Raw genomic sequence first — 23,742 nt, forward strand, 5'->3', positions numbered from 1 at the left:
AGAAGAAAACGAAAGAAATTATGGAAACGAAGACGAACTACAAGCTGCACGAAGTGGCCAACGGCGTCCCCGTGAAGATGTGGACGAACGGCGTGCCCGTGGAAGACGAAGCGCAAAAGCAGCTCGAGAACGCCGCGCGCCTGCCCATCGTGTTCAAGCACATCGCGGCCATGCCCGACGTGCACTACGGCATCGGCGCGACCGTGGGTTCGGTGATCCCGACCTTCAAGGCCATCATTCCCGCCGCCGTCGGCGTGGACATCGGCTGCGGAATGATGGCCTGCAAGACCACGCTCAACGCGCGCGACCTGCCCGACAACCTGGGCCCGCTGCGTTCGGCGATCGAGAAGGCCGTGCCCCACGGATCGAACCCTAAGCGCATGGGCCGCGACAAGGGTTCGTGGGAAACCCCGCCCGACGAAACCGATGCCGCCTGGGCCAAGCTGGTGGACGAGTTCGAGCTGATCTGCGAGGACCACCCGCGCATCAAGAACACGAACAACCACAAGCACCTGGGAACGCTGGGTACCGGCAACCACTTCATCGAGGTGTGCCTGGACGAAGCGGGCGCCGTGTGGTTCATGCTGCACTCGGGTTCGCGCGGGGTGGGTAACGCCATCGGCACGCACTTCATCGAACTCGCGAAGAAGGATGCCGAACTGCACCAGCGCAACCTGCCCGATCAGGACCTGGCGTACTTCGAGGAAGGCGCCCAGTACTTCGGCGACTACGTGCGCGCGGTGGGCTGGGCCCAGAAGTTCGCGCGTGCGAACCGCGAAGTGATGATGCAGCGCGTGGTCGCGGCCGCGCGCAAGGTCATCACCAAGCCCTTCGAGGCGCACGTGGAAGCGGTGAACTGCCACCACAACTACGTGAGCCGCGAGACGCACTTCGGGCAAGACGTGCTCGTGACCCGCAAGGGCGCGGTGAGCGCGAAGCTCGGCGAGCTGGGGATCATCCCCGGCAGCATGGGCGCCAAGAGCTACATCGTGCGCGGCAAGGGCAACCCAGAGAGCTTCATGAGCTGCAGCCACGGCGCGGGCCGGAAGATGAGCCGGACCAAGGCCAAGAAGCTCTTCACCGTCGCCGACCAGATCGCCGCGACCGAAGGCGTCGAATGCCGCAAGGACGCCGACGTGATCGACGAAATTCCGATGGCCTACAAGGACATCGACGCGGTGATGGAGGCGCAGAAGGACCTGGTGGAGGTGGTTTACACGCTCAAGCAGGTGGTGTGTGTGAAGGGTTGACCGTGGGCATCGAGTACCGCGTCAAGGTCGCATTGCCGTCGCGCGAAGTCGCGCAAGGCATCTGCAGGAAGGCAGGCATCGGTGGCCATCTGAACGTCGAGGGCGAGCGCGCGGATTTCTATCTGGCGCCGCCGTCGACGCCTTCGGAATGGGCGCAGGCCGTGGTCAGCATCGAGGCCGATGGCTTTGTGGTCTGCCTGCTTGCGAACACCGACTTTGCACGACAGGTGTTGGGCAGCATCGTTCAACTCGCTGCGGGCGAAGGTATCGTGACAGTGGAAGAGCTATAGGAGGGGATCGGAAGACCGACCTGCCTTCGTAGCGACGTATTGCGGAGGTTCAAAGAAAAATGAAGAGCAACAAGCAACGGCGTGCCGAAATCAAGGCGCACCGCCTCGAACGCGCTGCGCGTGCCGTGGCACTGCAGCAGCGCCAGGCCGATGCGCGCCTGCTTCGCGCCGAAGGCATGGTTGCTGCCGACACGGCCTTGCTGGCCGCGCACAACAACACCTACGGACCGTTGCCCACCTTCTACGTCGACAAGGCGTTCACCTGCCGCGATTGCGGGGTACAAGAAGTGTGGACGGCCAAGCAGCAGAAGTGGTGGTACGAGGTGGCGCTCGGCAGCATCCACAGCACGGCGGTGCGCTGCCGCGCGTGCCGGCTCGGAACCACGCGAACAAGAACAACGACAAACGACTGAACAAGAGAGAAAGACTTTCCCGATGACGGAAGCACAAGAAGAACAACGAGCACTCGATGCCGTCGAACTCGACGGCTCCCAAGGCGAAGGCGGCGGCCAGATCCTGCGCACCGGCCTCGCGCTGTCGATGGTCACGGGCCGGCCGCTGGCCATCGCGAAGATCCGCGCGGGCCGGGCCAAGCCGGGCCTGATGCGCCAGCACCTGGCGTGCGTGCATGCGGCCGCGGAGATCAGCGGCGCGCAGGTCGAAGGCGCCGAGCTGGGCTCGCAGTCGCTGCGCTTCGTGCCGGGGCCGGTGCGCGCGGGCGACTACCGTTTTGCGATCGCCGGTGCGGGCAGCTGCATGCTGGTGCTGCAGACGGTGCTGCCGCCGCTGCTGCTGCAACCCGCGGGCCAGGTGAGCCGGCTGCGGCTGAGCGGTGGCACGCACAACCCGATGGCGCCGCCGTTCCACTTCCTGGAGCGTGCGTTCGCGCCGCTGGTGCGTCGCCTTGGCGGCGACCTGCAGCTGGTGCTGCGCCGCTGCGGCTTCTATCCGGCCGGCGGCGGCGAGGTGGACGCGACGATCGTGCCGGCGGCGGAAGGCGCGCGGCTGCAGGCCTTCGACCTGCTGTCGCGCGGCCATCTGCTGGCGGGCCATGCCGAGTGCCTGGCGCCCGGACTGCCGCGCCATGTGGCGGCGCGCGAACTCGAGACGGTGGGGGCGGCGATGGGCTGGTCGGTGGAAGCCGAGCAGCTGCGCACGGTGCCGACGCGCCAGAACGAAGGGCCGGGCAATGCGCTGCTGGTGACGCTCGCCTACGCCCACCTCACCGAGGTGTTCACGGCCTTCGGCGAGAAGACGCTGAGCGCGGAGCAGGTGGCGCACGGCCTCGTGAAGGAGGTGCGCGCGTTCCAGAAGCATGAAGATGCGGCCGTGGGGCCGCACCTGGCCGATCAGCTGGCGCTGCTGCTGGCGCTGGCGGTGTTCCGGCAACCGGGGCAGTCGGGCGCGTTCACCTGCAGCGAAGTGACGCCGCACACGCGCACGAACTGCGCGGTGATCGAGCGCTTCCTGCCGGTGCGCTTCACGATCACCGAGGCCGCAGGCCCGCGCGCGGCGCGGGTGCAGGTGGCGTCGTGATTACAGGCCGGCCTGGCGCGTGAAGCTCACGGCCGGCTTCTTGTAGGCGGCGGGCACTTCGTCGCGGTAGAAGGCGCGGCGGTCCAGGCTTTGCAGCGGGTTGTGGGCAGCGGCCACGGCCTGGTCGCGCACGGCCTGGCGGTCGAGCGTGGAGGTCACGGCGACGGTGCCTTCGGCGGCGGCGTCGGAGTATTCGTTGCCATTGCGCGCGGCGGCGACGGCCTGGGTGCGCACGTCGGCACGGCTGGCGGCCGAGGTGATGGCGTGCACGCCTTCATACGTTTCGGCGTGGGCCGCGCCCACGGTGCCCAGCAGGGCGAAGGCGGCGGCGGAAATGGCGAGGAGTTGCTTGCTGTTCATGATGAGATTTCCCTTGAGTCTGTGGGCGGCGGACAGTCGTCGTTGCCACAAGCTGCAGTGTGAAACCGCATCACGGAAGGCGCTGTGCGTTTGCGCACCGAATCCGGCAGGTGATGCTCAGGGCGCTTTCCCGGCACGTGAATACATCACGGCCAGTGGTTCGGAGCGCCCGCGCACGTTCAGCGTGTCGACCGGGCCCAGCGTTGCTTCGGCGCCGGCCTGCTGCGCCGCGAACTGCGAGACCACGAGCCGCGCCGAGGCCGTCTTGGAATGGTCCTGCAGGCGGCTCGCGGTGTTGACCACTTCGCCGATGGCGGTGAAGGTGGTGGTCTCGAGGTAGCCGACCTCGCCGACGGCCGCGCGCCCGGCGTGCAGGCCCATGCCGAAGTCCAGCTGCTGGCCGAACTGGGCCTGGAAGTCGACGTTCCATGCGTCCATGCGCTCGCCGATGAGTTGGGTGGCATGCAGGGCCTGACGGCAGGCGGTGGGCAGGTCGCTCTCGAGGCCGAAGATGGCCATCACGCTGTCGCCGATGAACTGGTTGGGCACGCCGCCGCTCTCGCGCACGGCGGCGCCCACGATGGCGAAGTAGCGGTCGAGCACGTAGGCCAGGTCGAAGGGCCACTGCCGCTCCGAGAGGCCCGACCAGCGCCGCAGGTCGACGAACAGGATCGCCACGTCGCGCTCGTGCCCGAAGCGGCCGACCGGCGCGGGCCGGCCCTCGCGCGGCAGCGGCGCGAACAGCGGCGTCACCTCGATGCTGCCACGCGGGCGCAGCTGGCAAGCCAGCCGCACGTCGTGCGGGGCGCGCACGCGTTCGAGCGTGCGCTGCTCGTCACGGCCGGGCGTGCCGATGTGTTCGGGTGCGCCGCTCACGCGCACGCGGCAGGTGGAGCAGCGCGCGCGCCCGCCGCAGATCGACACGTGCGCGATGCCGTGCGAGCGGCTGGCTTCGAGCACGCTCCAGCCGGGCGGCACGTGCACCGTGCGGTCGGGGTAGCGCAGCGCGACGGTGGCACCGCGCGCGCGCCGGGCCAGGCGGCTGCGCGCCGCGTAGGCCGCGAGCAGGGCCAGCAGCGCCAAGGCGTAGTAGAGCTTGATGTTGGTCTCGGCGGTGTTGAGCGCGCGGCCCTGTTCGGGCGTCGGCAGCACGACGGGCGGCACGCCGGTCCACTGGAACTCGCGCCCCATCGACACGAAGCCCATCGCGGCGGTCACCGGCAGCAGCACGGCCACCGCGAGCAGCGGCGCGAACAGGCGCCGGTAGAGCGGGCGCACGCGCAGCGCGAAGTGCAGGCCGAGGCAGCCGTGGGCCCAGGCGGCGAGCATCATGCCCAGCTGCGCGCCCGCGCCGGCCAGGTCCCACAGGCCCCAGACCACGCGCACGTACGAGCCCTCGACGCCGTAGGCCAGCCAGGCGCCGCGCATGGCGGTGAGGTGCGTGGCCAGCAGCAGCGGCAGCGCAAAGCCCAGCAGCACGCGCAGGGCTTCGAGCGGCGGCATGCGCAGGGTGCGGCGGTCCCACAGGGCGGCTACGGCGAGCACGAGGTGGGTGAGGGCGGCGCCGTACAGCAGCAGGGTGCCGGGCAGGCTGTGCCAGAACTTCTGCACGCCGCGCAGCACGGTCTCGGCCGCGGCGAAGGAGACGATGCCCAGCGAATGGTTCAGCAGGTGCGCCGTGATGTAGGCCATCAGCACCAGCCCGCTCGCCCAGCGGAGGTTGCGCCGTGTCGGCGTTCTCAGCAAAAAAGGGGAAGGAGGGGAACGTCTGTCCATGAACGGGTTCGAAGCGGCACCCGAGCATAATGCGCGCGCCTCGATGACCACCGGCATGGCCCTACCCGAACCCACCCCCCGCTCCAGCCTCGCGCTGCGCCGCATCGCGCTGCTCGAAGGCCTCTCCGACGACCGCTTCGACCATCTGGCGCGACAGTGCCTGTGGCACAGCGTGGCGGCCGGCAAGCCGCTGATGCTGCGTGCCGACCTGCAGGGCGAGGTGTTCCTGCTGGTGTCGGGCCGCGTGCGGGTGACGACCTACGCGGCCAACGGCCGGCAGGTGACGTTCCGCGATTCGGAGGCCGGCGCGCATTTCGGCGACATCGCCGCTTTGGACGGCGGGCCGCGTTCGGCCGACGTGGTCACGCTCGAACCCTGCGTGGTCGCCAGCCTGGACCGTGCGGCCTTCCTGGCGCTGCTGCGCGAGGAGCCGCTGGTGGCCGAGCGCGTGATGCAACGGCTGGCCGCGCTGGTGCGGCAGCTGTCGGAGCGGGTGATCGACCTGAGCACGCTGGGCGTGCAGAACCGCCTGCATGCCGAGCTGCTGCGCCTGGCGCGCGAGGCGGGCATCGACGGCAACGAGGCCCGGCTGGAGCCCGCGCCCAAGCACGCGGCGCTGGCCAGCCAGATCAGCACCAACCGCGAGCAGGTGACCCGCGAACTCAACACGCTGGTGCGCGGCGGCGTGCTGCGCAAGGACGGCAAGGCGCTGGTGGTGGCCGACGCCGAGCGCCTGGCGCAGATGGTGTCGCAGGTGCGCGGGGACTAGATCAGTTCCAGCGGCCGTTGGAGCCGGCCACGCTGTAGCGGCCCGCGCCCATCAGCGCCACGCTCAGCGCGCCGAACAGGTACAGGCCCTGCAGTTCCAGGGCCCAGCCGCCCTGCTTGGTCAGCGCGAACAGGTCGGCCATGTGCACGAGGCCGAAGGCGAAGAGCATGTTGATCACCACCACGGCGGCGGCGGCGCGCGTCCACAGGCCCGCGATCATCAAGAGCGGCGCGACGATCTCGCCCACGAACACGAGGTAGGCCAGCCCGCCCGGCAGGCCGGCCTTGGCCAGCATGCCGCTGATGAAGCCGACGCCGGCCGAGAGCTTGAAGATGCCGTGCAGCAGCATCAGCACGCCGACCGACACGCGCAGCACCAGCTTGCCGGCGTCGTCGCGGGCGGCGGGCGTGGCAAGGAACGACGAGGAGGAAGACGCCGAAGCGGCGGAGGCGATCGGGGCAGCCTGGGTGTTCATGGCGAATCCTTGAGTGGAAGAAAAAAGGAAGAAGGCCGCCGCGGACTGCGGCGGTTGCCATGCCAGTGTGAGAGCCCCGCCGTCGCCGGTCGGTGCGTTTACGCACACTTTTCGGCGGTTGGGTCGCCGCCGGGCGTCAGTCGCCCTTGTAGCCCGAGGCTTTGATCACCGGCAGCCAGCGTGCGGCCAGCGCGTCGGTGTAGCGCACCACCTCTTCGGTCGACGCGCCGGGCAGCAGGTCGTAGCCCACGCGGCCCAGCTTTTCGCGCACGTCGGGCAGGGCCAGCACCTTGCGCACGGCCCGGTTCCACTGCGCCAGCGTGGCGGGCGCGGTGTTGGCGTGGGCGTACAGCACGTAGCGCGACGAGGCCACCAGCGTCGGGTAGCCCGACTCGGCGAAGGTCGGCACGTCGGGCAGGCCGTCGGCGCGCTTGTCGCCGGCCACGGCCAGCACGCGCAGCTTGCCCGCGCGGTGGTACTCGGTGAGGGTGGTGGTGGCGTCCATGCCCGAGGCCACCTGGCCGCCGATCAGCTCGGTGACCATGGCCGCACCGCCGCGGTAGGGCACCAGGGTGGCGCCGCTGCGCGACAGGGCCACGAAGTCCATCGCCAGGAAGTGCAGCAGCGAGCCCACGGTGGTGATGCCGATCGAGCCCTGGTCGGGGTGGGCCTTGGCGGCCTGGACGAACTGGGCCAGCGTCTTCACCGGCGAGGCGGCGCTCACGGCCAGGCCGAACTGGATGCCGCTCACGTCGGTCACGGGCTTGAAGTCGGTGGCCGGGTTGAAGCGCATGTTGGCGTAGATGGCGGGGCCGATGAACATCGGGTCGACCGGCGCCAGCAGCATGGTGGTGCCGTCGGCGGGGCTGTTCTTCAGCACCTCGGCCGCCAGCCGCGTGCCGGCGCCGGGGCGGTTGTCGACCATGACCGGGCGGCCGAGCTCGTCCTTGAGTTTTTCGGACAGCAGCCGGCCCATGAAGTCGGCCGGCCCGCCGGCCGGGAAGGGCACGATCAGGCGGTTGACCGCCGGCTGCGCGTTCGCGCCGTACGGCAGCAGGCCGCCCAGGCCCGTGGCCGCTGCCGCGCGGATGAGGCCGCGCCGCGAGAGCGCGGGGCCGGTGGGGAAAGTGAAGGGGGTCATCGAAAGTCTCCGGGTGGTTGGAATCGTTGGAAGAACAGGAAAGGAAAGGTCACTGCGCGACCAGTGGCGTGAAGCGGGCCGCGTCCTCGATCGCCTGGCCGGCCTCCAGCAGCAGGTCTTCGCGGAAGCGCCAGGCCAGCAGCTGCACGCCCATGGGCGCGCCGCCGGCCATGCCGGTGGGCACCGCGAGGCCGGGCATGCCCAGCGCGGCGGTCGCGAGCAGCGGGCTCTGGGCGTCGATGAGGGCGCGGGCGCGCTCCAGGCTGGCGACGTCTTCGTCCTGCGGGCAGGGGCGCTGCCACGACACGGGCATCAGCACCAGCGGATGGGTCTGCATGAACACCGACCAGCTGCGCAGCAGCGCCTGGCGCCGCGCGAGTGCGTCGAGAAAACCGTCGCGGTCGGTCTCGGCCATGCCTTCGAGCAGGTAGCGCTGGCTGCGCCGCATGAGGTCGTCGCCGTGCTGCTCGACGCCCGCGATGATGTTGCGGCGGGTGTCGTCCACGATCAGCGTGCGCCACAGGGCCGCAGCTTCGCCGAAGAAGGGCAGCTCGGCTTCGTCGACCGCGTAGCCCGCCTGCTGCAGCCAGCGCGCGGCGTCGTCCAGGGCCTGCGTGACGGCCGGGTCCACCGGGATGCCCGGCGTGCGCTTGAACAGCGCCACGCGGATCGGGCCGGCGGAGCGCGGCAGCTCGTGCGGCATCGGCACCCAGTTCGGGTCGCGCGCGTCGGGGCGCGCCATGGCCTCGTAGCCCAGTCGCAGGTCGGCGATGCTGCGCGCCAGCGGCCCCTGCACCGACATGAGCTGCGGCGTGATGCCGCGCTCGCTCGTCGCGCTCGGGTTGAAGGCCGGCACGCGGCCGGCCGTGGGGCGCAGGCCGGCCACGCCGCAGGCGTACGCGGGGTAGCGGATCGAGCCGCCGATGTCGTTGCCGTGCGCCAGCGCGCCCATGCCGGCGGCCACCGCCGCGGCCGCGCCGCCGCTGGAGCCGCCGGGGGTGATGGCCGCGTCCCACGGGTTCAGCGTGCGGCCGTGCACGCCGTTGTCGGTGAACCAGCGCGAGGAGTAGGTCGCGGTGTTGCTGCGCCCCACGATGACGGCGCCCGCGCTGCGCCAGTGCGCCACCACCGGCGCGTCTTCGCGGGCGATGTGGTCCTTCAGCGGGATCACGCCGTTGGTGGTGGCGTGGCCGGCCTGGTCGACGTTGACCTTGATGCTCACCGGCACGCCGTGCAGCGGGCCCAGCGGCTCGCCGCGCAGGGTGCGCGCGTCGGCGGCGTCGGCGCTGGCCAGGGCTTCGTCGGCCAGCACCTCGGCCAGGGCATTGAGGCGCGGGTTGAGTTCGGCGATGCGCGCGAGCACGCTGGTCGTCACTTCGCGGCAGGACAGCTCGCGGCGGCGCACGGCGTCGGCGAGGTCGGTGGCGCTGCGCTGCCAGAGGGCGGGGGATGCAGTCATGGGAGGTCTCGAGGAAAGTTCAGGCAAAGGAAACCCCGCACCCCGGCGCGACCGGGGTGAAGGCAAGAGAGAGCAGGAGAAGAGGGCAGCGGCGGGTCAGCCCGCGCCGCGCGGGCGTCAGCCGGTCGGTTTCTTCATGAGCAGGCTGCCGCGGTCGACGCGGGATTCGGCCTCCAGGGCCAGGGCTTCGGCGTGTTCCATGTGCACGCGCATGACCTCGCGCGCACGCGCGGGGTCGCGGGCGCGCAGCGCGTCGAGCAGTTCGGTGTGGCTGTCGACGATCTCCTCGTCGAACTGGTCGAACTCGGTGAGCGCGTTGCGCACGATGATCACGCGGCGGATCACGTCGTTGAGCAGGCGGCACACCAGCGCCAGGAAGGGACTGCTGCAGGCCTCGGCCAGGCGGTCATGGAACAGCAGGTCGGCCTCGCGGCGCTCGTTCCAGTCGGCGCTGCCGCCGTGCGCCGGGTGGCTGTGGCCGATCAGCGCCTCCAGCGCGGCCAGGTCGGCCTCGGTGAGGCGCGTGGCCACGTTGGCGGCCAGCTCGGGCTCGACCACGCGGCGCAGCGCGTACAGCATCGTGATGTCGACGGGCTGGAAGTACAGGAAGTTCGACACCGCCTGCAGGCACTGCTCGTACGAGGCCTGCGTGAGCGTGGCGCCGCCGTTGGGGCCGGTGCTGATCGCGACCAGCCCCTGCACCTGCAGCGCGGCCAGTGCCTCGCGCACCGTGCCGCGCGACACGCCGAGCTGCTCGATCAGCTCTTTCTCCTGCGGCAGCTTGTTGCCGACCTGCTGCTGGGTCTGCACGACCCAGCGCTTGATGTTGTCGACCACCTGGTCGGAGCGCTTCACGCGCTTGTCGCGCGTGAGCGAAGGCTTGGGTTGGGAAGGGGGCATCTGCGTTCCGTCTATTTATGATCATAAATGTCATAAATCTCGAAAACGCTGTCAAGCGGGTTGTCCCGTGAGGCGTGTGCCGGGCGGGCCGCCGGCAGGAATCCGGGCTTCCTGCTACGCTCCCCGACGGCCCGCCTGCCCCTGGCGGGCTTTTTTCTGCGCTGCTGGTTTTCCCATGGTTTTTCCCCTCATCACCGACCCGTCGTTCTACGCGGTCGCCGTCCCCGCCGTGCTGCTGCTCGGCATCAGCAAGAGCGGCTTCGGCGCCGGTTTCGGGTCGCTGGCCGTGCCGATGATGGCGCTGGCCGTCACCGTGCCGCAGGCGGCGGCCATCCTGATGCCGCTGCTGCTGCTCATGGACCTGCTCGGCCTGGCCGCGTTCCGGCGCGACTTCGACCGCTCGCTGCTCAAATTTCTGATTCCGTTCGGGCTGGTCGGCACGGTGATCGGCACGCTGCTGTTTCGCGTGCTGTCGGCCCACACGGTGGCGGGCATCGTGGGCGTGTTCACGCTGGTGTTTCTGGCGCAGCGCCTGCTGTTTCCGCCCAAGCCCAACGACCCGCTGCCGTCGCGCGCGGTGGGCGCGGTGCTGACGACCGTGTCGGGCTTCACCAGCTTCATCGCGCATGCGGGCGGGCCGCCGATCAATGCCTATGTGATCCCGCTGAAGCTCAAGCCGGTGGTGTTCACGGCGACGATGGCCTACTTCTTCTTCGTGGTGAATCTCAGCAAGTGGATTCCCTATGCGTGGCTCGGCCTGCTCGACTTTCGCACGCTGGCCACCTCGCTCGTGCTGATGCCGATCGCACCGCTGGGCGTGTGGATCGGCATCCGCATCGCACGCCGCATCGATGCGACGTGGTTCTATCGCTTCGTCTATCTGGGCATGCTGCTGACAGGCCTCAAGCTCGTCTACGACGGCTTCCTGGCCTGAGCATGTTCAGAGTTCCACAATACTTTTGAAGCCGCCGAAGATCATGCGTTTGCCGTCGAACGGCAGGTTCTTCATGTCCATCATGGCCTCCAGGCGCGGGTCGGCCATGACCTTCTTGTTGATCGTGTCGCGGTGCTTGCGCGACTTGTAGGTGATCCACGAGAAGGCCACGGTCTCGTCGGCCTTGAGCTTCACGCTTTGAGGGAACGACGTGAGCTTGCCGGGCTTCACGTCGTCGGCGATGCACTCCACGTACTCGAGCGCGCCGTACTCCATCCAGACCTTGCCGGCCTTGCGCGCGAGCTTGCGGTAGGCCTCGACGTTCTTGGTGGGAATGGCGACGATGAATCCGTCTACATAACGAGCCATGTCTGTTCTCCTGAATAGGGGATAGAAACGTTGAAAAAGAAAAAGCGGGGGCTGCATGGCGCCGTCGCGTTCACGGCGACGCCGTCTCGCCCGCCGCGCCCGGGGCCGACGCTGCTTCGTTGTTGTTGTTTTGGGTGTGTCCCGGCGAGGCCGGGCGAAGCAGCAAGACCCCGATCAGACCCGCCGCCGCCGCGAACACGGCGCCGACCAGGAATGCCAGGTTGTAGCCACCGGTGAGCGCCAGCGGCATCTGCGCGCCGGCGGTGGCCATGGCGGTGGTGCGTGCCGCCGCGGCGCTGGCCAGCACGGCCAGGCCCAGGGCGCCGCCCATCATGAAGGCGGTGTTGACCACGCCCGAGGCCAGGCCCGAGTCGGCCGGGTCGACCTCGCTCATGGCCGCCAGCAGCACCGGGTTGAAGGCCATGCCCGCGCCCAGGCCGAGCAGCACCATGCCGGGCAGCACGTCGAGCACGAAGCTGCCGTTGACCGGCGCGCGCGCGAACAGCGCCAGCCCGAGGGCCGCGAGCCACAGCCCCGCCGCCAGCGGCTTGCGGATGCCGAAGCGCATCACGATCTTGGCCGACAGGCCCAGCGAGAACACCGCCATGATCACGTTGGCCGGCAGGAAGGCCAGCCCGATCTGCATCGGCGTGTACTGCAGCACCAGCTGCATGTACAGCGCCGAGATGAAGAACCACGCGAACATGGCCGCGGCCCACAGCACGCCGACCACGTTGGCCACCGACACGCTGCGCAGTTTGAAGAGGCCCAGCGGCATCAGCGGATGCTGCACGCGCGCCTCGATGGCGATGAAGACGGCCAGCAGCACCACGGCCGCGCCGAGCAGGCCCATCGTCTGCGTGGAGCCCCAGCCCGCTTCGTTGCCGTTGACCACGCCGTACACCGCGAGCATCAGCGACGAGGTGACGGTGATGGCGCCAGCCACGTCGAGCTTCTCGCCGTGCGCATGGCCGCGTGCATTGGGCAGCAGCGCCACGCACAGCGCATACACCGCCACGCCGATCGGCAGGTTGACCAGGAAGATCCAGTGCCAGCTCAGCGTGCTCGTGAGCAGCCCGCCCAGCAGCACGCCGATGCTGCCGCCGCCCGCGCACACGAAGCCGTACACGCCCATCGCCTTGGCGCGGTCGGCCGGCTCGGTGAACAGGTTCATGATGAGCGAGAGCGCCACGGCCGACACCACCGCGCCGCCCAGGCCCTGCACCGCGCGCGCCGCCACCAGCAGGCCCTGCGAGGTCGAGACCCCGCAGGCCAGCGAGGCCAGCGTGAACAGCACCAGGCCCGCGAGGAACACGCGGCGGTGGCCGTACAGGTCGCCCAGCCGACCGCCCAGCAGCAGGAAGCCGCCGAAGGTCAGCATGTAGGCGTTCACCACCCAGACCAGAGACGTCTCGGAAAAGCCGAGGTCGGTGCGGATCGAAGGCAACGCCACGTTCACGATCGTGGTGTCCAGCACGATCATCAGCACGCCCAGGCACAGCACCATCAGGGCGAGCCAGCGCTTTCGGTTGTCGAGGGTTTCGGTCATGGAAGGTGCTTCCTGCGAAGAAGGGAAAAGTAGAGAGAGGCGGCTCCGTGCTCAGACCAGCGCCTTGCCGCCGTTGATGAGCCACGGCGTGCCGAAGCGGTCGGTCACCATGCCGAAGCCTTCGACCCAGAAGGTCTTCTCGAAAGGCATGCCGATCGAGCCGCCGTCGGCGAAGGCGTCGAAGATGCGCCGCGCCTCGGCCACGGTGTCGAGCGTGAGCGCCACGCCGAAGCCCTTCATGCCTTCGAAGGGCTGGCCCGGCATGGTGTCGGAGGCCATGAGGATGCCGTCGCCGTAGGTGAGCGACGCATGCATGATCCGCTTCTTGGCCTCGGCCGGCATCTGCTCGGTGTCGGGCGCTTCGCCGACGGTCATCATCATCTGCATGGTGCCGCGCAGCGTCTTCTCGTAAAAGCGCATGGCCTCGGCGGCGTTGCCGTCGAACGTGAGGTAAGCGTTGATGGGGGACATGAGAGTTCCTTGAATGAGTGAGGTGAGTCGATGAGGGAAGGAGGCGTTTACTTTTCGGTTGCGCTCTTCAGATTGGCCAGGCCCGCCTCGAAGTCCTTGCCGATCATCTGGTCCATGTCGAAGAAGATGCCCATGAGCTTGGCCATGTAGGGGCTCGGGCCGTACATGGCCCAGGTGACCTGCGTGGCGCCGCCCTGCGGCTGCAGCGTGAACTCGGCCGTGTTGTGGCCTTCGAAGGGCTTCACGAAGTCGAGCTTGATCGCGACCTTCGACGAGGGCTGCGACTCGGTGATTTCCATCGTGCCCGCGCCCGCCTTGCTGTTGCCTTCCCAGGCGTAGGTGGCGCCCTTGCCGCTGGCGGCGCCGCCGTAGCTGCGCTTCATGGCCGGGTCGAGCTTCTCGTAGGGCGACCACGCGCTCCAGCGGTGGAAGTCGTCGATCAGCGGAAAGATTTTTTCGGCCGGCGCCTCGATGCGCGTGGTGCGCTCGACGCGAAAGCTGTCGGGCCGTGTGGCGCCGTAGATGAGCAGCGCGGCAATCAGCGCGAGGACGGCGAGGACGATGGTCTTGAGCATGATGAAAAAAAGCGTGTGGGAAGAGTGAAGAGCAGGCCCTCGCGCATCACGCGGCGGCCGGGTCCGCCACCAGCAGCCAGCCCACGCCGAAGCGGTCGCTGAGCATGCCGAAGCTGGTGGTGAAGAAGGTCGGGATCAGCGGTTGCATCACCTGGCCGCCGTCGGCCAGTGCGTCGAACCACTTGCGGGCGTCGGCGTCGCTGTCGGCCGACAGCGACAGCATGATTCCCTTGAACTCGGCTTGGCCGGAGCAGCGTCCGTCGGACAGCATGAGCTCGGTCTGGCCGATGCGCAAGACCGAATGCATCACTTTGTCAGGGCCGGGCATGCCGCCGGCGCAGCCGGCGTCGGGGTTGCCCTCGGGGCCGCCGGTGGCCGGCGCCTCGCTGTAGCGCATCAGCTGCACGACTTCGGCGCCAAGCGCCTTCTTGTAGAAGGCAATCGCTTCGTCGCAACGACCTTCGAAGGACAGGTAAGACTGGACTTTCATGGCGTTTCCTTTTGGTTGGTTCACGGGCACAACGGGTCTGCGCGAAAACAATGGAATTACTTTGTGTACACCGTCCACAAAGAATAGCAGAGATAATGGACAGTGTCCACATGGAGTCGCGATGAAGCTCAACAACGTTCCCGAAAGCCTGCCGCCCGCGCGCAGCACCTACCGCCACGGCGACCTGCGCCGTGCGCTGCTGGATGCGGGCATCGAACTGGCGCGGGACGGGGGCCCCAGTGCCGTGGTGCTGCGCGAGGCCACGCGCCGCGTGGGCGTGGTGCCGAACGCGGCGTATCGCCACTTCGCGAGCCGGCACGACCTGCTGCTGGCGGTGCGCGCCGCGGCGCTGTCGGAGGCGGCCAAGGCGATGGAGGGCGAGCTCGCCGTGCTGCCCTGCGACCAGCCGCCCGCCGACTTCGCGCGCGCCCAGGTGCGCGCCATCGGCACCGCTTATCTGCGCTTTGCGCAGGCGCAGCCGGGGCTGTTTCGCACGGCCTTCGTGGTGTCGGAAGACGCGCAGGGCGACGTCGGTCCCGACGGCGCGGGCGCCAGCGGCATGAACCCGTTCGAGTTGCTGGGCGCGGCCGTCGACCGGCTCGTGGACGCGGGCCTGCTCGACCCGGCGCGGCGCCCGGGCGCCGAATACCTCGCGTGGTCGGCGGTGCACGGGCTGGCGTTGCTCATCATCGACGGCCCGCTGCGCGGCGTCGACGCGGCGGCCACGCACGCGCTGGGGCAGCGCCTGATCGACATGGTGGAACGCGGCCTGTAACGGCGGCGCTCAGTGCTCAGAGATAGATCTTCTGCAGCAGCTTGATGAGCGTCTCGCGCTCGCGCGTGCTCAGGCGGCTGCTGGCTTCGGTTTCCAGTTGCACCACGGCCTGCTCTGCCTCGCGGATCAGCGTCTCGCCGGCCGGCGTGAGGTGCAGGCCGACGGCGCGGCCGTCGTGCGGATGCGGGCGGCGTTCAATGAGGCCGCGGCCATCCAGCGTGGCCACCAGGCTCACGAGGTTGGGCGGCAGGATGTCCAGCGTGTTGCACAGCTGCCGCGAGGTGGCGCCCGGGTTGTGCGCCAGCAGCGAGAGCACCGAGAAGTCGATCTGCTTGAGGCCGTAGGGCGCCATGCGGTCGGCGAACACGGTGCTCACGATCAGCCAGGCGCGCCGGGCGTTGTAGCCGACCAGCCCTTCGAGCACGCGGGCGTCGAGCCGGTCCGTGCGGGGCGACGGCGCAGCGGCGGATTCGGTTTTGGCGGACGGTGTTTTCGCGGGAGGAGGCATGCGGCGAGCGTAACCGCGCGTTGCTTTCTCGAACAACTAGCGTGACGCCTCTTGTGCGGAATGCGCCAGTGCGACACCCTCACAAGCCCGCTTGACGATGCCCAGGCGCATCTCGAACTCGGGCAGCACCCAGCGCCGGAAGGCCGCCGCGGCGCGAAGGCGATCCGCATCGTCGGGCGCGGCCACCTCGATGCGGGCCCAGGCCCATGCCATCAGCGTGAGGGCGGTCACGCGCAGGAAGTCGTCCGCCACCTCGTAAGGCAGCACGGGGTTGGCATGCGCCGCCATCGCCACCGTGGTGCCGAGGTAACGCAGCTGCGCCAGCCGGCGCTGCACGTCGGCATCGGCCTCGCGCGAGGCGTCGAGCGTGTCGCGCAGCTCAAGCAGCACGGCCGACAGCGCCGCGCCGCCGTCGGGCAGCACCTTGCGCACCAGCAGGTCGATGGCCTGGATCTCATTGGTGCCCTCGTAGATCATGGTCACGCGCGCGTCGCGCACCACCTGCTCCACGCCCCATTCGCGCACGTAGCCGTGGCCGCCGAGCACCTGCAGGCAGTCGCTCGCGCCGTGGAAGGCCTGGTGCGTGCAGGCGGCCTTGAGCACCGGCGTGACCAGCGAGCACCAGCGCTGCGCGCGCTCGCGGGCCTTGGCGTCGCTGTCGTGCGTGGCGATGTCGAGCATCAGCGCGCTGCGGTAGGCCAGCGCGCGCGAGCCCTCGATCCAGGCGCGCTGGGTGTCGAGGATGCGGCGCACGGCCGGATGCTCGGCGATCAGGTCGGCCGCTTCCGTGCCGCGGCTGGCGGGCGCGGCGCCGGGTGCGCGCATCTGGCGGCGCTCGGCGGCGTAGGCGTCGGCCTTCTGCCAGGCGGCGTCGAGCAGGCCGATGCCCTGCAGCGCCACATGCAGGCGCGCCGCATTCATCATCACGAACATCGCGGCCAGCCCGCGACCGGGTTCGCCGACCAGCCAGCCGGTGGCGTCGTCGAAGCGCATGGTGCAGGTCGGGCTGCCGTGCAGGCCCATCTTTTCCTCGATGCGCTCGCAGTGCACCGCGTTGCGTGCGCCGTCGGGCAACACCTTGGGCACGAGCGCCAGCGACAGGCCCTTGGGCCCTGCCGGTGCATCGGGCAGGCGGCACAGCACGAGGTGCACGATGTTCGGCGTGAGGTCGTGCTCGCCGCCTGAAATGAAGATCTTGCTGCCGTTCACGCGCACGCTGCCGTCGGCCTGCGCCGTGGCGCGCGTGCGCACCTGGCCGAGGTCGCTGCCGGCATGCGCTTCGGTGAGGCACATGGTCGCGAGCCATTCGCCGGTCGCGATCTTCTGCAGGTAGCGGCTCTTCAGCTCGTCGCTGCCGTGGTGCTTGAGGCAGGCGTATGCGCCGTGCAGCAGCCCCGGCGCCATGGTGAAGCCGTGGTTCGCGGCGCTGAGCCATTCGTAGAGGATGGTCTCGAGCACCGCGGGCAGGCCCTGGCCGCCGTCTTCGGTGGCGGCTGAAAGGGCAGGCCAGCCGCCTTCCACGAAGGCCTGGTAGGCCGCGCGAAAGCCCGGTGGCGTGACGACCTCGCCGTTGTCGAAGCGGCAGCCGACCTCGTCGCCCTCGCGGTTCAGCGGCGCGATCACCTCGCCGACGAAGCGCGCGGCTTCTTCGAGCACCTGCGACTGCAGCGGCTCGTCGACCTCCGCGAAGGGCGCGAGTGCGCGCAGGCGCGTGGGTGCATCGAGCACCGCGTTCAACAGGAAGCAGACGTCTTCGGGGCGGGGCTGGTAATGCATGGGGTTCAGGACTCGGCGGTGAAGCCGATCTTCTTGACCAGCGGGCCCCAGCGTTCGTACTCGGACTGCAGCGACTTCTTCATCTCCTCGGGCGAGGAGCCGTGCGCGATCAGGCCGACCGACAGCAGGCCGTCGGCCACGGCCTTGTCCTTCAGCGCGGCCTGGATCGCGGTGCTCGCGACGGCGATGGTCGCGGCCGGCGTCTTCGCGGGTGCGAAGAAGCCGAACCACTCGTCGGCCACGATCTCGGGGAAGCCCTGCTCGGTGAAGGTCGGCACGTCGGGCAGGTAGGCCGGGCGCTGCGCACCCGAGGTGGCGAGCACGCGCAGCTTGCCGGCCTTGGCGAAGGGCAGGCAGTCGCCGGCGGGCGTCAGGCACGAGGCGATCTGGCCGCCCACCACGTCGTTGATGCCGGGCAGCGAGCCGCGGTAGGGCACGTGGCGCAGGTCGGTGCCGGTGCTCAGGCCCAGCAGCGCGCCCAGGAAGTGCGGCGTGGAGCCCGCGCCCGGCGAGCCGTAGCTGGCCTGGCCGGGGTTGGCCTTGGCCCAGGCGATGTAGTCCTTCAGCGTCTTCACGCTGGCCGGCACCATCGGCCCGACGGCCAGGCCGTGCGTCATGACGGCGCCGATGGAGATGGGCGCGAAGTCGGAGATGGCGTAGCTGAGCTTGGTGTAGATGTGCGGGTAGATCGACAGCGCCGAGGCCTGCGCGAGGCACAGCACCGAACCGTCGGCCGGCGAGGTCTTGAGCGTGTCGAGCGCGATGCGTCCGCCCGCGCCGGGCTTGTTCTCGACCACCGGGTTGGTGGCGGTGAAGGGCGTGTTGCCCAGCTTGTCGGCCACGCGGCGTGCCACGCTGTCGCCCGCGCTGCCAGCGGGAAAGCCGTAGTAGATCTTCACCTGCTGCTGCACCGCCTGGGCGAGTGCGGCAAGGGGATGCAATGCGGCGAGCGCGGCGGTGCCGCCGAGCGCCGCCGTGAATTGGCGTCGGGTGGTCATGGTCTTGTCTCCTGGTTGTCTGCGGGGGCGGGAATCAGCGCGGCGCCATTCGGAGGGCGCCGTCGAGGCGAATCACTTCGCCGTTCAAATGGCCGTTGGTCACGATGTGGCAGGCCAGCTCGGCGAACTCCGACGGCTTGCCCAGGCGCGGCGGGAACGGGATCGACGCGGCCAGCGAGTGCTGCACCGGCTCGGGCAGCTCCAGCAGCAGCGGCGTGGCGAAGAGGCCGGGCGCCACGGTGCACACGCGGATGGCGTGCTGCGCGAGGTCGCGCGCCATCGGCAGGGTCATGCCGACGAGGCCGCCCTTCGAGGCGCTGTAGGCCTGCTGGCCCACCTGGCCGTCGAAGGCTGCGACCGAGGCGGTGAAGAGCATCACGCCCTTTTCGCCGTTGTCGAGCGCGTCGAGCTTGGCGCAGCGCGCGGCAAAGAGGCGCGCCATGTTGTAGCCGCCGATCAGGTTGATGTTGACCACGCGCACGAAGTCTTCGAGCGGCGCGGGGTTGCCGTCCTTGCCGACGATGCGCTTGGCGCTGCCGATGCCGGCGACGTTCATCAGGATGCGCGCGGGGCCGTGTGCGGCCTGCGCCTTGTCGAGCGCGGCGTTCACGCTGTCGGTGTCGGTGATGTCGCAGGTGCAGGCGACGCCGCCGATCTCGGCGGCCACTTTCTCTGCGAGTGCGGCGTTGCGGTCGAGCACCGCGACCTTGGCGCCCAGGCGTGCGAGTTCGCGCGCGGTGGCCTCGCCGAGGCCCGAGGCGCCGCCGGTGACGAGTGCGGCTTGTCCTTCGATCTTCATGGGTGTGTCTCCTGGATGGGGTTAGCGGGGCTTGAGCGTGAAAGGCAGCGTGTCGCCGTGCAGCGCATCGGCCAGCGCGGCGCGGTGCTTGAGCACGGCGCGCTGGTTGATGGAGCCCTTGTCGGTCACTTCGCCCTTGTCGATCGACGGCGGCTCGGCCATCAGGTGCAGCCGCGCGATGCGGTTGGCGCTGCCGGTGGCGCCGGCCGCGAGCGTGTCCACCACCTGCTGGAAGTGCGCCTGCACGGGAGCGCTTTCGAGCACCTGCTGCAGCGGGGCGTCGGCGGGCAGGTCGGCGAGCTGACGCACCTTCTGCGTAGTGAAGATCAGCGCGCCGACTTCCTTCAGGTTGATGCCCGTGAGCACCGCGTCCTGCACATAGGGCGAGCCGGCCGCGATGATCTTCGCGCGCAGCGGGCCCACGCTCACAAAGGTGCCGGTGGCGAGCTTGAAGTCTTCGGCGATGCGGCCGTCGAAGCGCAGGCCGCGGTGGATGTCGTGGTCGTCGATCCACTTCACCGCGTCGCCGGTGGAGAAGAAGCCTTCGTCGTCGAAGGCCTCGGCGGTGGCTTCGGGCGCGCGCCAGTAGCCGGGCGTGATGTTGGGGCCGCGGTAGCGCACCTCGGTCTTGCCGTCGACCTCGATCAGCTTGAGCTCGATGCCGGCGGCCGGCAGGCCCACGTCGCCCGACTTCACGTCGGGGCCGGTCACGTACAGCGCGAAGGGGCCCGACTCGGTCATGCCCAGGCCGGTGCCCATCACGATGCGCTCGCCGACTTCCGATTCCTGCGTGCGGTGCAGGCTGTCCCACACGGGCTGCGCAAGCGCCGCGCCCGAGTAGAAGAACATCTTCACGCGCGACAGCAGGTTGCGGCGCAGCACGGCGTCGCTCTCCATCGCGTTGGCAATCGCCTCGAAGCCGGTGGGCACGTTGAAGTAGATGGTGGGCGCGATCTCGCGCAGGTTGCGCAGCGTCTCGGCCATGCCGGCGGGCGTGGGCTTGCCGTCGTCGATGAACAGCGTGCCGCCGTTGTCCAGCACGATGCCCACGTTGTGGTTGCCGCCGAAGGTGTGGTTCCAGGGCAGCCAGTCGACCAGCACGGGCGGCTCGTCGCCCAGCGCGGGAATCGACTGGCGCAGCTGCTGCTGGTTGGCGCACCACATGCGGTGCGTGTTGATCACCGCCTTGGGCATCTTGGTCGAGCCCGAGGTGAAAAGAAACTTGGTGATGGTGTCGGGGCCGGTGGCCTGCATCGCCGCGTCGATGGCGGGCGTGGCCGGCGTGGCGGCGAGCACGTCGAAGCGCGTGGTGGCGCGGCCTTCGAGCGTGCCTTCGGCGAGCACGACCTCGGTGCCGGCCGGCACGGTGGCTGCAATGGCCTTGGCGAAGCGCGCGGCGTCGGCCGCGAACACCAGGCCGGGCGTGAGCGTGTCGATGACGTGGCGCAGCTTGTCGTAGTCCTGACTCACGATCGCATAGGGCGGCGACACGGGGCAGTAGGGCACGCCGGCGTAGAGGCAGCCCAGCGCGAGCAGCGCGTGCTCGATGCCGTTCTCGCTGAGGATCACGACCGGGCGCTCGGCGTTCAGGCCGCGATCGAGCAGGGCCTGTCCGATGCCGCGCGCTTCTTCCAGCGCCTGCGCGTAGCTCACGCGCAGCCAGTCGCCGGTGCGGCCGTCGGGCAGGCGCTCGCGGCGCGCGATGAAGGTGCGATCGGGCGCCACCTGCGCCCAGTGCGCGAGCCGGTCGGTCATGCGCTCGCGGTAGGCCTGCAGCGGCGTCTCGGCCGTGAGGTAGCGCGTGCCCGGCGCGCCGTCGCGCAGCACCGCGCGCGTCACGCCGAAGGCCAGCGGGCGGTAGCGGACGGCGGTCATCCCTTGCTCACCTTCGCGCCGCGGCCTTCGAGGAAGTCGCGCACGCGTGCCTTCGCTTCGGGCGCGGCCTGGACGATGCCCGACATCAGCGCCTCGGTGAAGAAGCCGTGGTCGGCCGACTGCTCGGAGATGCGCGGCAGGGCGTGCATCAGCGCGTAGTTGGTGAGCGGCGCGTTGGTGGCGATGCGCTTGGCGAGCTCCAGGGCCTTGTCGAAGGCGGTGCCCTCGTCGACCAGGTACTGCGCGAAGTTGGCGCGCTCGCCGTCTTCGGCGTTGTAGACGCGGCCGGTCATCATCATGTCGGTCATGCGGGCCACGCCGATCAGCTTGGGGATGCGCACCGAGCCGCCGCCACCCACGAAGATGCCGCGCGAGCCTTCGGGCAGTGCGTAGAAGGTGGAGCGGTCGGCCACGCGGATGTGGCAGGCGCTGGCCAGCTCGAGCCCGCCGCCGACCACCGCGCCGTGCAGCGCCGCCACCACCGGCACCGGGCCGTGCTGGATCAGGTCGAGCGCGCTGTGCCACAGGCGCGAGTGCTGCATGCCCTGGCCGGCGTCGCGTTCCTTGAGCTCGCTCAGGTCCAGGCCGGCGCAGAAATGCGGGCCCTCGCCGTCGAGCACGGCCGCGCGCACCGTGGCGGGCAGCGTCTCGAAGGTGTCGCGCAGCGCGAGGATCAGGCCGTCGGACAGCGCGTTGCGCTTGGCGCCGCGCGTGAGACGAACGATGGCGACGTCGTCGCGGATGTCGAGGTGGAGGTCTGGATTGGTCATGATGGTGTGCGGGGTTGCGTTGGATTATGGTTATGAGAAATAATCAATTCAAGGCATTGGAGCCTCCCGAAACCTAGGGACTTACCCGAACCGGAGACAACGACATGGACCCACGGAACCTGATCGCGATCGACATCCACACCCACGCCGAAGTGAGCTGTTGGAACCCTTTCGACAACTACGGCGAGGAATACGACCGCGCGGCCGACAAGTTCTTCGGCTCGAACCGCCGCCCCACCATCGCCGAGAGCGTGGCGTACTACCGTGAAAGGAAGATCGGGCTGGTGATGTTCATGGTCGACGCCGAGTCGAACATGGGCCGCCGCCGCATCCCGAACGAGGAGATCGCCGAGGCCGCGGCGCAGAACAGCGACATCATGATTGCCTTCGGCAGCGTCGATCCGCACAAGGGAAAGATGGGCGCGCGCGAGGCGCGCCGGCTCATCGAGGAACACGGCGTGAAGGGCTTCAAGTTCCACCCCACCGTGCAGGGCTACCACCCCTACGACCGCATGGCCTGGCCGATCTACGAGGTGATCGCCGAGTACAAGCTGCCGGCCATCTTCCACACCGGCCACAGCGGCATCGGCTCGGGCATGCGCTGCGGCGGTGGCCTGCGGCTCGAATACAGCAACCCGATGCACCTGGACGACGTGGCCATCGACTTCCCCGACATGCAGATCGTCATGGCCCACCCCAGCTTTCCCTGGCAGGACGAGGCGCTGAGCGTGGCCACGCACAAGCCCAACGTGTGGATCGACCTGTCGGGCTGGAGCCCCAAGTACTTTCCGAAGCAGCTGGTGCAGTACGCCAACACGCTGCTCAAGGACCGCGTGCTGTTCGGCAGCGACTACCCGCTGATCACGCCCGACCGCTGGATGAAGGACTTCGAGGCCGCCGGCTTCAAGCCCGAGGTGATGCCCGGCATCCTCAAGGACAACGCGGTGCGCTTGCTGGGGCTCGGAACCCCGGCGGCCTGAGGCTCAGGCGGCGCGCGGCGCCGCTTCGTTCCAGTGCGGCTCCCACAGCGCCGCGCCGCGTTCGAACACGGCGGCCAGCTCCTTCTTGCGGCGCTGCGCCACCGCCGTGATCAATGCATTGCAGACCGACAGCGCTGCCGTGTACGAATCGAAGGGCGAGGCGCTGGAGGTGCGCACCAGCAGCAGGTGATCGGCCGAGGCCGCCGCGGGCGCCGTGGGGCTGTCGGTGACCATGACGACCTTCGCGCCCTTCTCGCGGAAGTAGGCCGCCGTGCGCGCGATCGCGAGCGAGTGGCGGCGGAAGGTGAGCGTGAGCAGCAGGTCGTTGTCGTCGATGCGCAGCAGCTGGTCTTCGAGCGGCAGCGCGCCCGCGCCGCCCAGCAGCCGCACGTCGGGCAGGCACAGGTTCAGGTTCAGCGCGAGGTGGCTGGCCAGCGGCAGGCCGTTGCGCTGGCCGAGCACGTGCACGCGCACCTTGCGCTGCGTGAGCAGCTTCACCGCCGCCTCGAACGCGCCCACGTCGAGCGCCGCGAAGGTGGCGGCCAGGTTGTGCTGGTCGTGCAGCAGCGCGTTGTCCAGGCAGCTGCGCACGGAGGTGTCGTCGCCGATGACCGCGTCGGCGCGCGTGGCGGGCGAGGCGAGCAGGGCGGTGACTTCGGCGCGCGCCTCCATCTGCGCCTGCGCGTAGCTCTCGTAGCCCAGCTTGGCGAGCAGCCGCACCACGGTCGAGGCGCTGGTGCCCACCTTTCTTGCAAGGCTCGTTGCAGATTCGAGCAGCCCCTGCGGGTGGTGCGCCTGCAATTCCTCGATCAGGCGTCGCTCGCTTTTCGTGAGCTTCTTGCCATAGCCCGAGATGCGCTGGTTCAGGCTGGGGGCGGCGGGGGTGTCTGCGTGCGGCATCGGAGAAACCTCATGTT

At 69.4% G+C, this 23,742-nt stretch carries 26 protein-coding genes; 8 read left to right on the plus strand and 18 right to left on the minus strand.

Going from position 1 to position 23,742, the window contains the following annotated elements; translation table 11 throughout:
- The first annotated feature begins 20 nt into the window (after positions 1-20).
- From AC1RAD_RS25495 to rtcA, 4 genes are read left to right on the plus strand one after another with little or no spacing between them, the layout of a single operon-like run.
- On the plus strand, positions 21-1,250 hold the full coding sequence (locus tag AC1RAD_RS25495; RefSeq protein WP_492737904.1) for an RtcB family protein: 1,230 nt from the start codon (positions 21-23) through the stop codon (positions 1,248-1,250).
- Positions 1,251-1,252: 2 nt separating this feature from the next.
- Positions 1,253-1,540, plus strand: coding sequence for a hypothetical protein (locus AC1RAD_RS25500; RefSeq protein WP_492737906.1), 288 nt, complete (start codon positions 1,253-1,255; stop codon positions 1,538-1,540).
- A gap of 59 nt (positions 1,541-1,599) precedes the next feature.
- Positions 1,600-1,953 carry a zinc-ribbon domain-containing protein gene (locus AC1RAD_RS25505; RefSeq protein WP_492737908.1) on the plus strand — a complete coding sequence of 118 codons (354 nt, stop codon included), beginning with the start codon at positions 1,600-1,602 and terminating at the stop codon, positions 1,951-1,953.
- A 22-nt stretch (positions 1,954-1,975) separates the two neighbouring features.
- Positions 1,976-3,076, plus strand: coding sequence for an RNA 3'-terminal phosphate cyclase (gene rtcA, locus AC1RAD_RS25510; RefSeq protein WP_492737910.1), 1,101 nt, complete (start codon positions 1,976-1,978; stop codon positions 3,074-3,076).
- On the opposite strand, the gene AC1RAD_RS25515 is transcribed toward rtcA, so the two are convergent.
- Together AC1RAD_RS25515 and AC1RAD_RS25520 are read right to left on the minus strand one after the other, a co-directional pair.
- On the minus strand, positions 3,077-3,436 hold the full coding sequence (locus AC1RAD_RS25515; RefSeq protein WP_062479876.1) for a hypothetical protein: 360 nt from the start codon (positions 3,434-3,436) through the stop codon (positions 3,077-3,079).
- 117 nt (positions 3,437-3,553) lie between these two features.
- Complete coding sequence (locus AC1RAD_RS25520; RefSeq protein WP_492737911.1) at positions 3,554-5,212, minus strand: adenylate/guanylate cyclase domain-containing protein; 1,659 nt, start codon at positions 5,210-5,212, stop codon at positions 3,554-3,556.
- A gap of 43 nt (positions 5,213-5,255) precedes the next feature.
- Here AC1RAD_RS25520 and AC1RAD_RS25525 point away from each other — a divergent pair, with 43 nt between their 5' ends.
- Positions 5,256-5,981 carry a Crp/Fnr family transcriptional regulator gene (locus AC1RAD_RS25525; protein WP_354342819.1) on the plus strand — a complete coding sequence of 242 codons (726 nt, stop codon included), beginning with the start codon at positions 5,256-5,258 and terminating at the stop codon, positions 5,979-5,981.
- Position 5,982: 1 nt separating this feature from the next.
- On the opposite strand, the gene AC1RAD_RS25530 is transcribed toward AC1RAD_RS25525, so the two are convergent.
- The 4 genes from AC1RAD_RS25530 to AC1RAD_RS25545 all read right to left on the minus strand — a co-directional run bounded on the left by AC1RAD_RS25530 (position 5,983) and on the right by AC1RAD_RS25545 (position 9,956).
- The gene (locus tag AC1RAD_RS25530; protein WP_139699963.1) at positions 5,983-6,456 is read right to left on the minus strand and encodes a DoxX family protein; all 474 of its coding nucleotides are present in this window, start codon (positions 6,454-6,456) and stop codon (positions 5,983-5,985) included.
- A gap of 136 nt (positions 6,457-6,592) precedes the next feature.
- Positions 6,593-7,597 carry a tripartite tricarboxylate transporter substrate-binding protein gene (locus AC1RAD_RS25535; RefSeq protein WP_492737913.1) on the minus strand — a complete coding sequence of 335 codons (1,005 nt, stop codon included), beginning with the start codon at positions 7,595-7,597 and terminating at the stop codon, positions 6,593-6,595.
- Between the two features lie 49 nt (positions 7,598-7,646).
- Positions 7,647-9,056, minus strand: coding sequence for an amidase family protein (locus AC1RAD_RS25540; protein ID WP_492737915.1), 1,410 nt, complete (start codon positions 9,054-9,056; stop codon positions 7,647-7,649).
- Positions 9,057-9,173: 117 nt separating this feature from the next.
- The gene (locus AC1RAD_RS25545) at positions 9,174-9,956 is read right to left on the minus strand and encodes a FadR/GntR family transcriptional regulator (protein WP_070061946.1); all 783 of its coding nucleotides are present in this window, start codon (positions 9,954-9,956) and stop codon (positions 9,174-9,176) included.
- Positions 9,957-10,131: 175 nt separating this feature from the next.
- On the opposite strand from AC1RAD_RS25545, the gene AC1RAD_RS25550 reads away from it, so the two are divergent.
- Positions 10,132-10,890 (plus strand): sulfite exporter TauE/SafE family protein, encoded by a 759-nt coding sequence (locus tag AC1RAD_RS25550; protein ID WP_062479543.1) that lies wholly within the window; start codon positions 10,132-10,134, stop codon positions 10,888-10,890.
- 6 nt (positions 10,891-10,896) lie between these two features.
- Here the strand turns inward: AC1RAD_RS25550 and AC1RAD_RS25555 are convergent, their stop codons facing one another.
- The 5 genes from AC1RAD_RS25555 to AC1RAD_RS25575 form a co-directional block, all read right to left on the minus strand.
- On the minus strand, positions 10,897-11,259 hold the full coding sequence (locus tag AC1RAD_RS25555; RefSeq protein WP_062479540.1) for a DUF1428 domain-containing protein: 363 nt from the start codon (positions 11,257-11,259) through the stop codon (positions 10,897-10,899).
- A 70-nt stretch (positions 11,260-11,329) separates the two neighbouring features.
- On the minus strand, positions 11,330-12,808 hold the full coding sequence (locus AC1RAD_RS25560; protein ID WP_492737917.1) for a DHA2 family efflux MFS transporter permease subunit: 1,479 nt from the start codon (positions 12,806-12,808) through the stop codon (positions 11,330-11,332).
- Positions 12,809-12,859: 51 nt separating this feature from the next.
- Positions 12,860-13,279 (minus strand): VOC family protein, encoded by a 420-nt coding sequence (locus AC1RAD_RS25565; protein ID WP_062479535.1) that lies wholly within the window; start codon positions 13,277-13,279, stop codon positions 12,860-12,862.
- 47 nt (positions 13,280-13,326) lie between these two features.
- Entirely contained in the window at positions 13,327-13,854 is a 528-nt protein-coding gene (locus AC1RAD_RS25570) for an SRPBCC family protein (RefSeq protein WP_492737919.1), read from the minus strand.
- Positions 13,855-13,900: 46 nt separating this feature from the next.
- The gene (locus AC1RAD_RS25575) at positions 13,901-14,344 is read right to left on the minus strand and encodes a VOC family protein (RefSeq protein ID WP_139699950.1); all 444 of its coding nucleotides are present in this window, start codon (positions 14,342-14,344) and stop codon (positions 13,901-13,903) included.
- 121 nt (positions 14,345-14,465) lie between these two features.
- Between AC1RAD_RS25575 and AC1RAD_RS25580 the strand changes: the two genes are divergently transcribed.
- On the plus strand, positions 14,466-15,119 hold the full coding sequence (locus tag AC1RAD_RS25580; protein WP_095951005.1) for a TetR/AcrR family transcriptional regulator: 654 nt from the start codon (positions 14,466-14,468) through the stop codon (positions 15,117-15,119).
- 16 nt (positions 15,120-15,135) lie between these two features.
- Here the strand turns inward: AC1RAD_RS25580 and AC1RAD_RS25585 are convergent, their stop codons facing one another.
- Genes AC1RAD_RS25585 through AC1RAD_RS25610 form a run of 6 tightly spaced genes read right to left on the minus strand, consistent with a single transcriptional unit; the run spans position 15,136 to position 21,845 of the window.
- The gene (locus AC1RAD_RS25585) at positions 15,136-15,627 is read right to left on the minus strand and encodes a MarR family winged helix-turn-helix transcriptional regulator (RefSeq protein WP_062479522.1); all 492 of its coding nucleotides are present in this window, start codon (positions 15,625-15,627) and stop codon (positions 15,136-15,138) included.
- Between the two features lie 36 nt (positions 15,628-15,663).
- Complete coding sequence (locus AC1RAD_RS25590) at positions 15,664-17,403, minus strand: acyl-CoA dehydrogenase family protein (protein WP_492737922.1); 1,740 nt, start codon at positions 17,401-17,403, stop codon at positions 15,664-15,666.
- Between the two features lie 5 nt (positions 17,404-17,408).
- On the minus strand, positions 17,409-18,401 hold the full coding sequence (locus AC1RAD_RS25595) for a Bug family tripartite tricarboxylate transporter substrate binding protein (protein WP_492737924.1): 993 nt from the start codon (positions 18,399-18,401) through the stop codon (positions 17,409-17,411).
- A 34-nt stretch (positions 18,402-18,435) separates the two neighbouring features.
- Positions 18,436-19,200 carry an SDR family NAD(P)-dependent oxidoreductase gene (locus tag AC1RAD_RS25600; protein ID WP_492737926.1) on the minus strand — a complete coding sequence of 255 codons (765 nt, stop codon included), beginning with the start codon at positions 19,198-19,200 and terminating at the stop codon, positions 18,436-18,438.
- Between the two features lie 21 nt (positions 19,201-19,221).
- Positions 19,222-21,075 carry a feruloyl-CoA synthase gene (locus tag AC1RAD_RS25605; RefSeq protein ID WP_492737928.1) on the minus strand — a complete coding sequence of 618 codons (1,854 nt, stop codon included), beginning with the start codon at positions 21,073-21,075 and terminating at the stop codon, positions 19,222-19,224.
- Positions 21,072-21,845: a crotonase/enoyl-CoA hydratase family protein gene (locus AC1RAD_RS25610; protein ID WP_062479508.1), complete on the minus strand. Its 774-nt coding sequence runs from the start codon at positions 21,843-21,845 to the stop codon at positions 21,072-21,074. The genes AC1RAD_RS25605 and AC1RAD_RS25610 overlap by 4 nt, the downstream gene beginning before the upstream one ends.
- Before the next feature lie 104 nt (positions 21,846-21,949).
- On the opposite strand from AC1RAD_RS25610, the gene AC1RAD_RS25615 reads away from it, so the two are divergent.
- Positions 21,950-22,825, plus strand: a complete 876-nt coding sequence (locus tag AC1RAD_RS25615; RefSeq protein ID WP_070061956.1) for an amidohydrolase family protein — start codon at positions 21,950-21,952, stop codon at positions 22,823-22,825.
- Positions 22,826-22,828: 3 nt separating this feature from the next.
- On the opposite strand, the gene AC1RAD_RS25620 is transcribed toward AC1RAD_RS25615, so the two are convergent.
- On the minus strand, positions 22,829-23,725 hold the full coding sequence (locus tag AC1RAD_RS25620) for a MurR/RpiR family transcriptional regulator (RefSeq protein WP_159275422.1): 897 nt from the start codon (positions 23,723-23,725) through the stop codon (positions 22,829-22,831).
- Positions 23,726-23,742: the final 17 nt, after the last annotated feature.

This window comes from Variovorax sp. GW823-FHT04B03, from assembly GCF_058796495.1.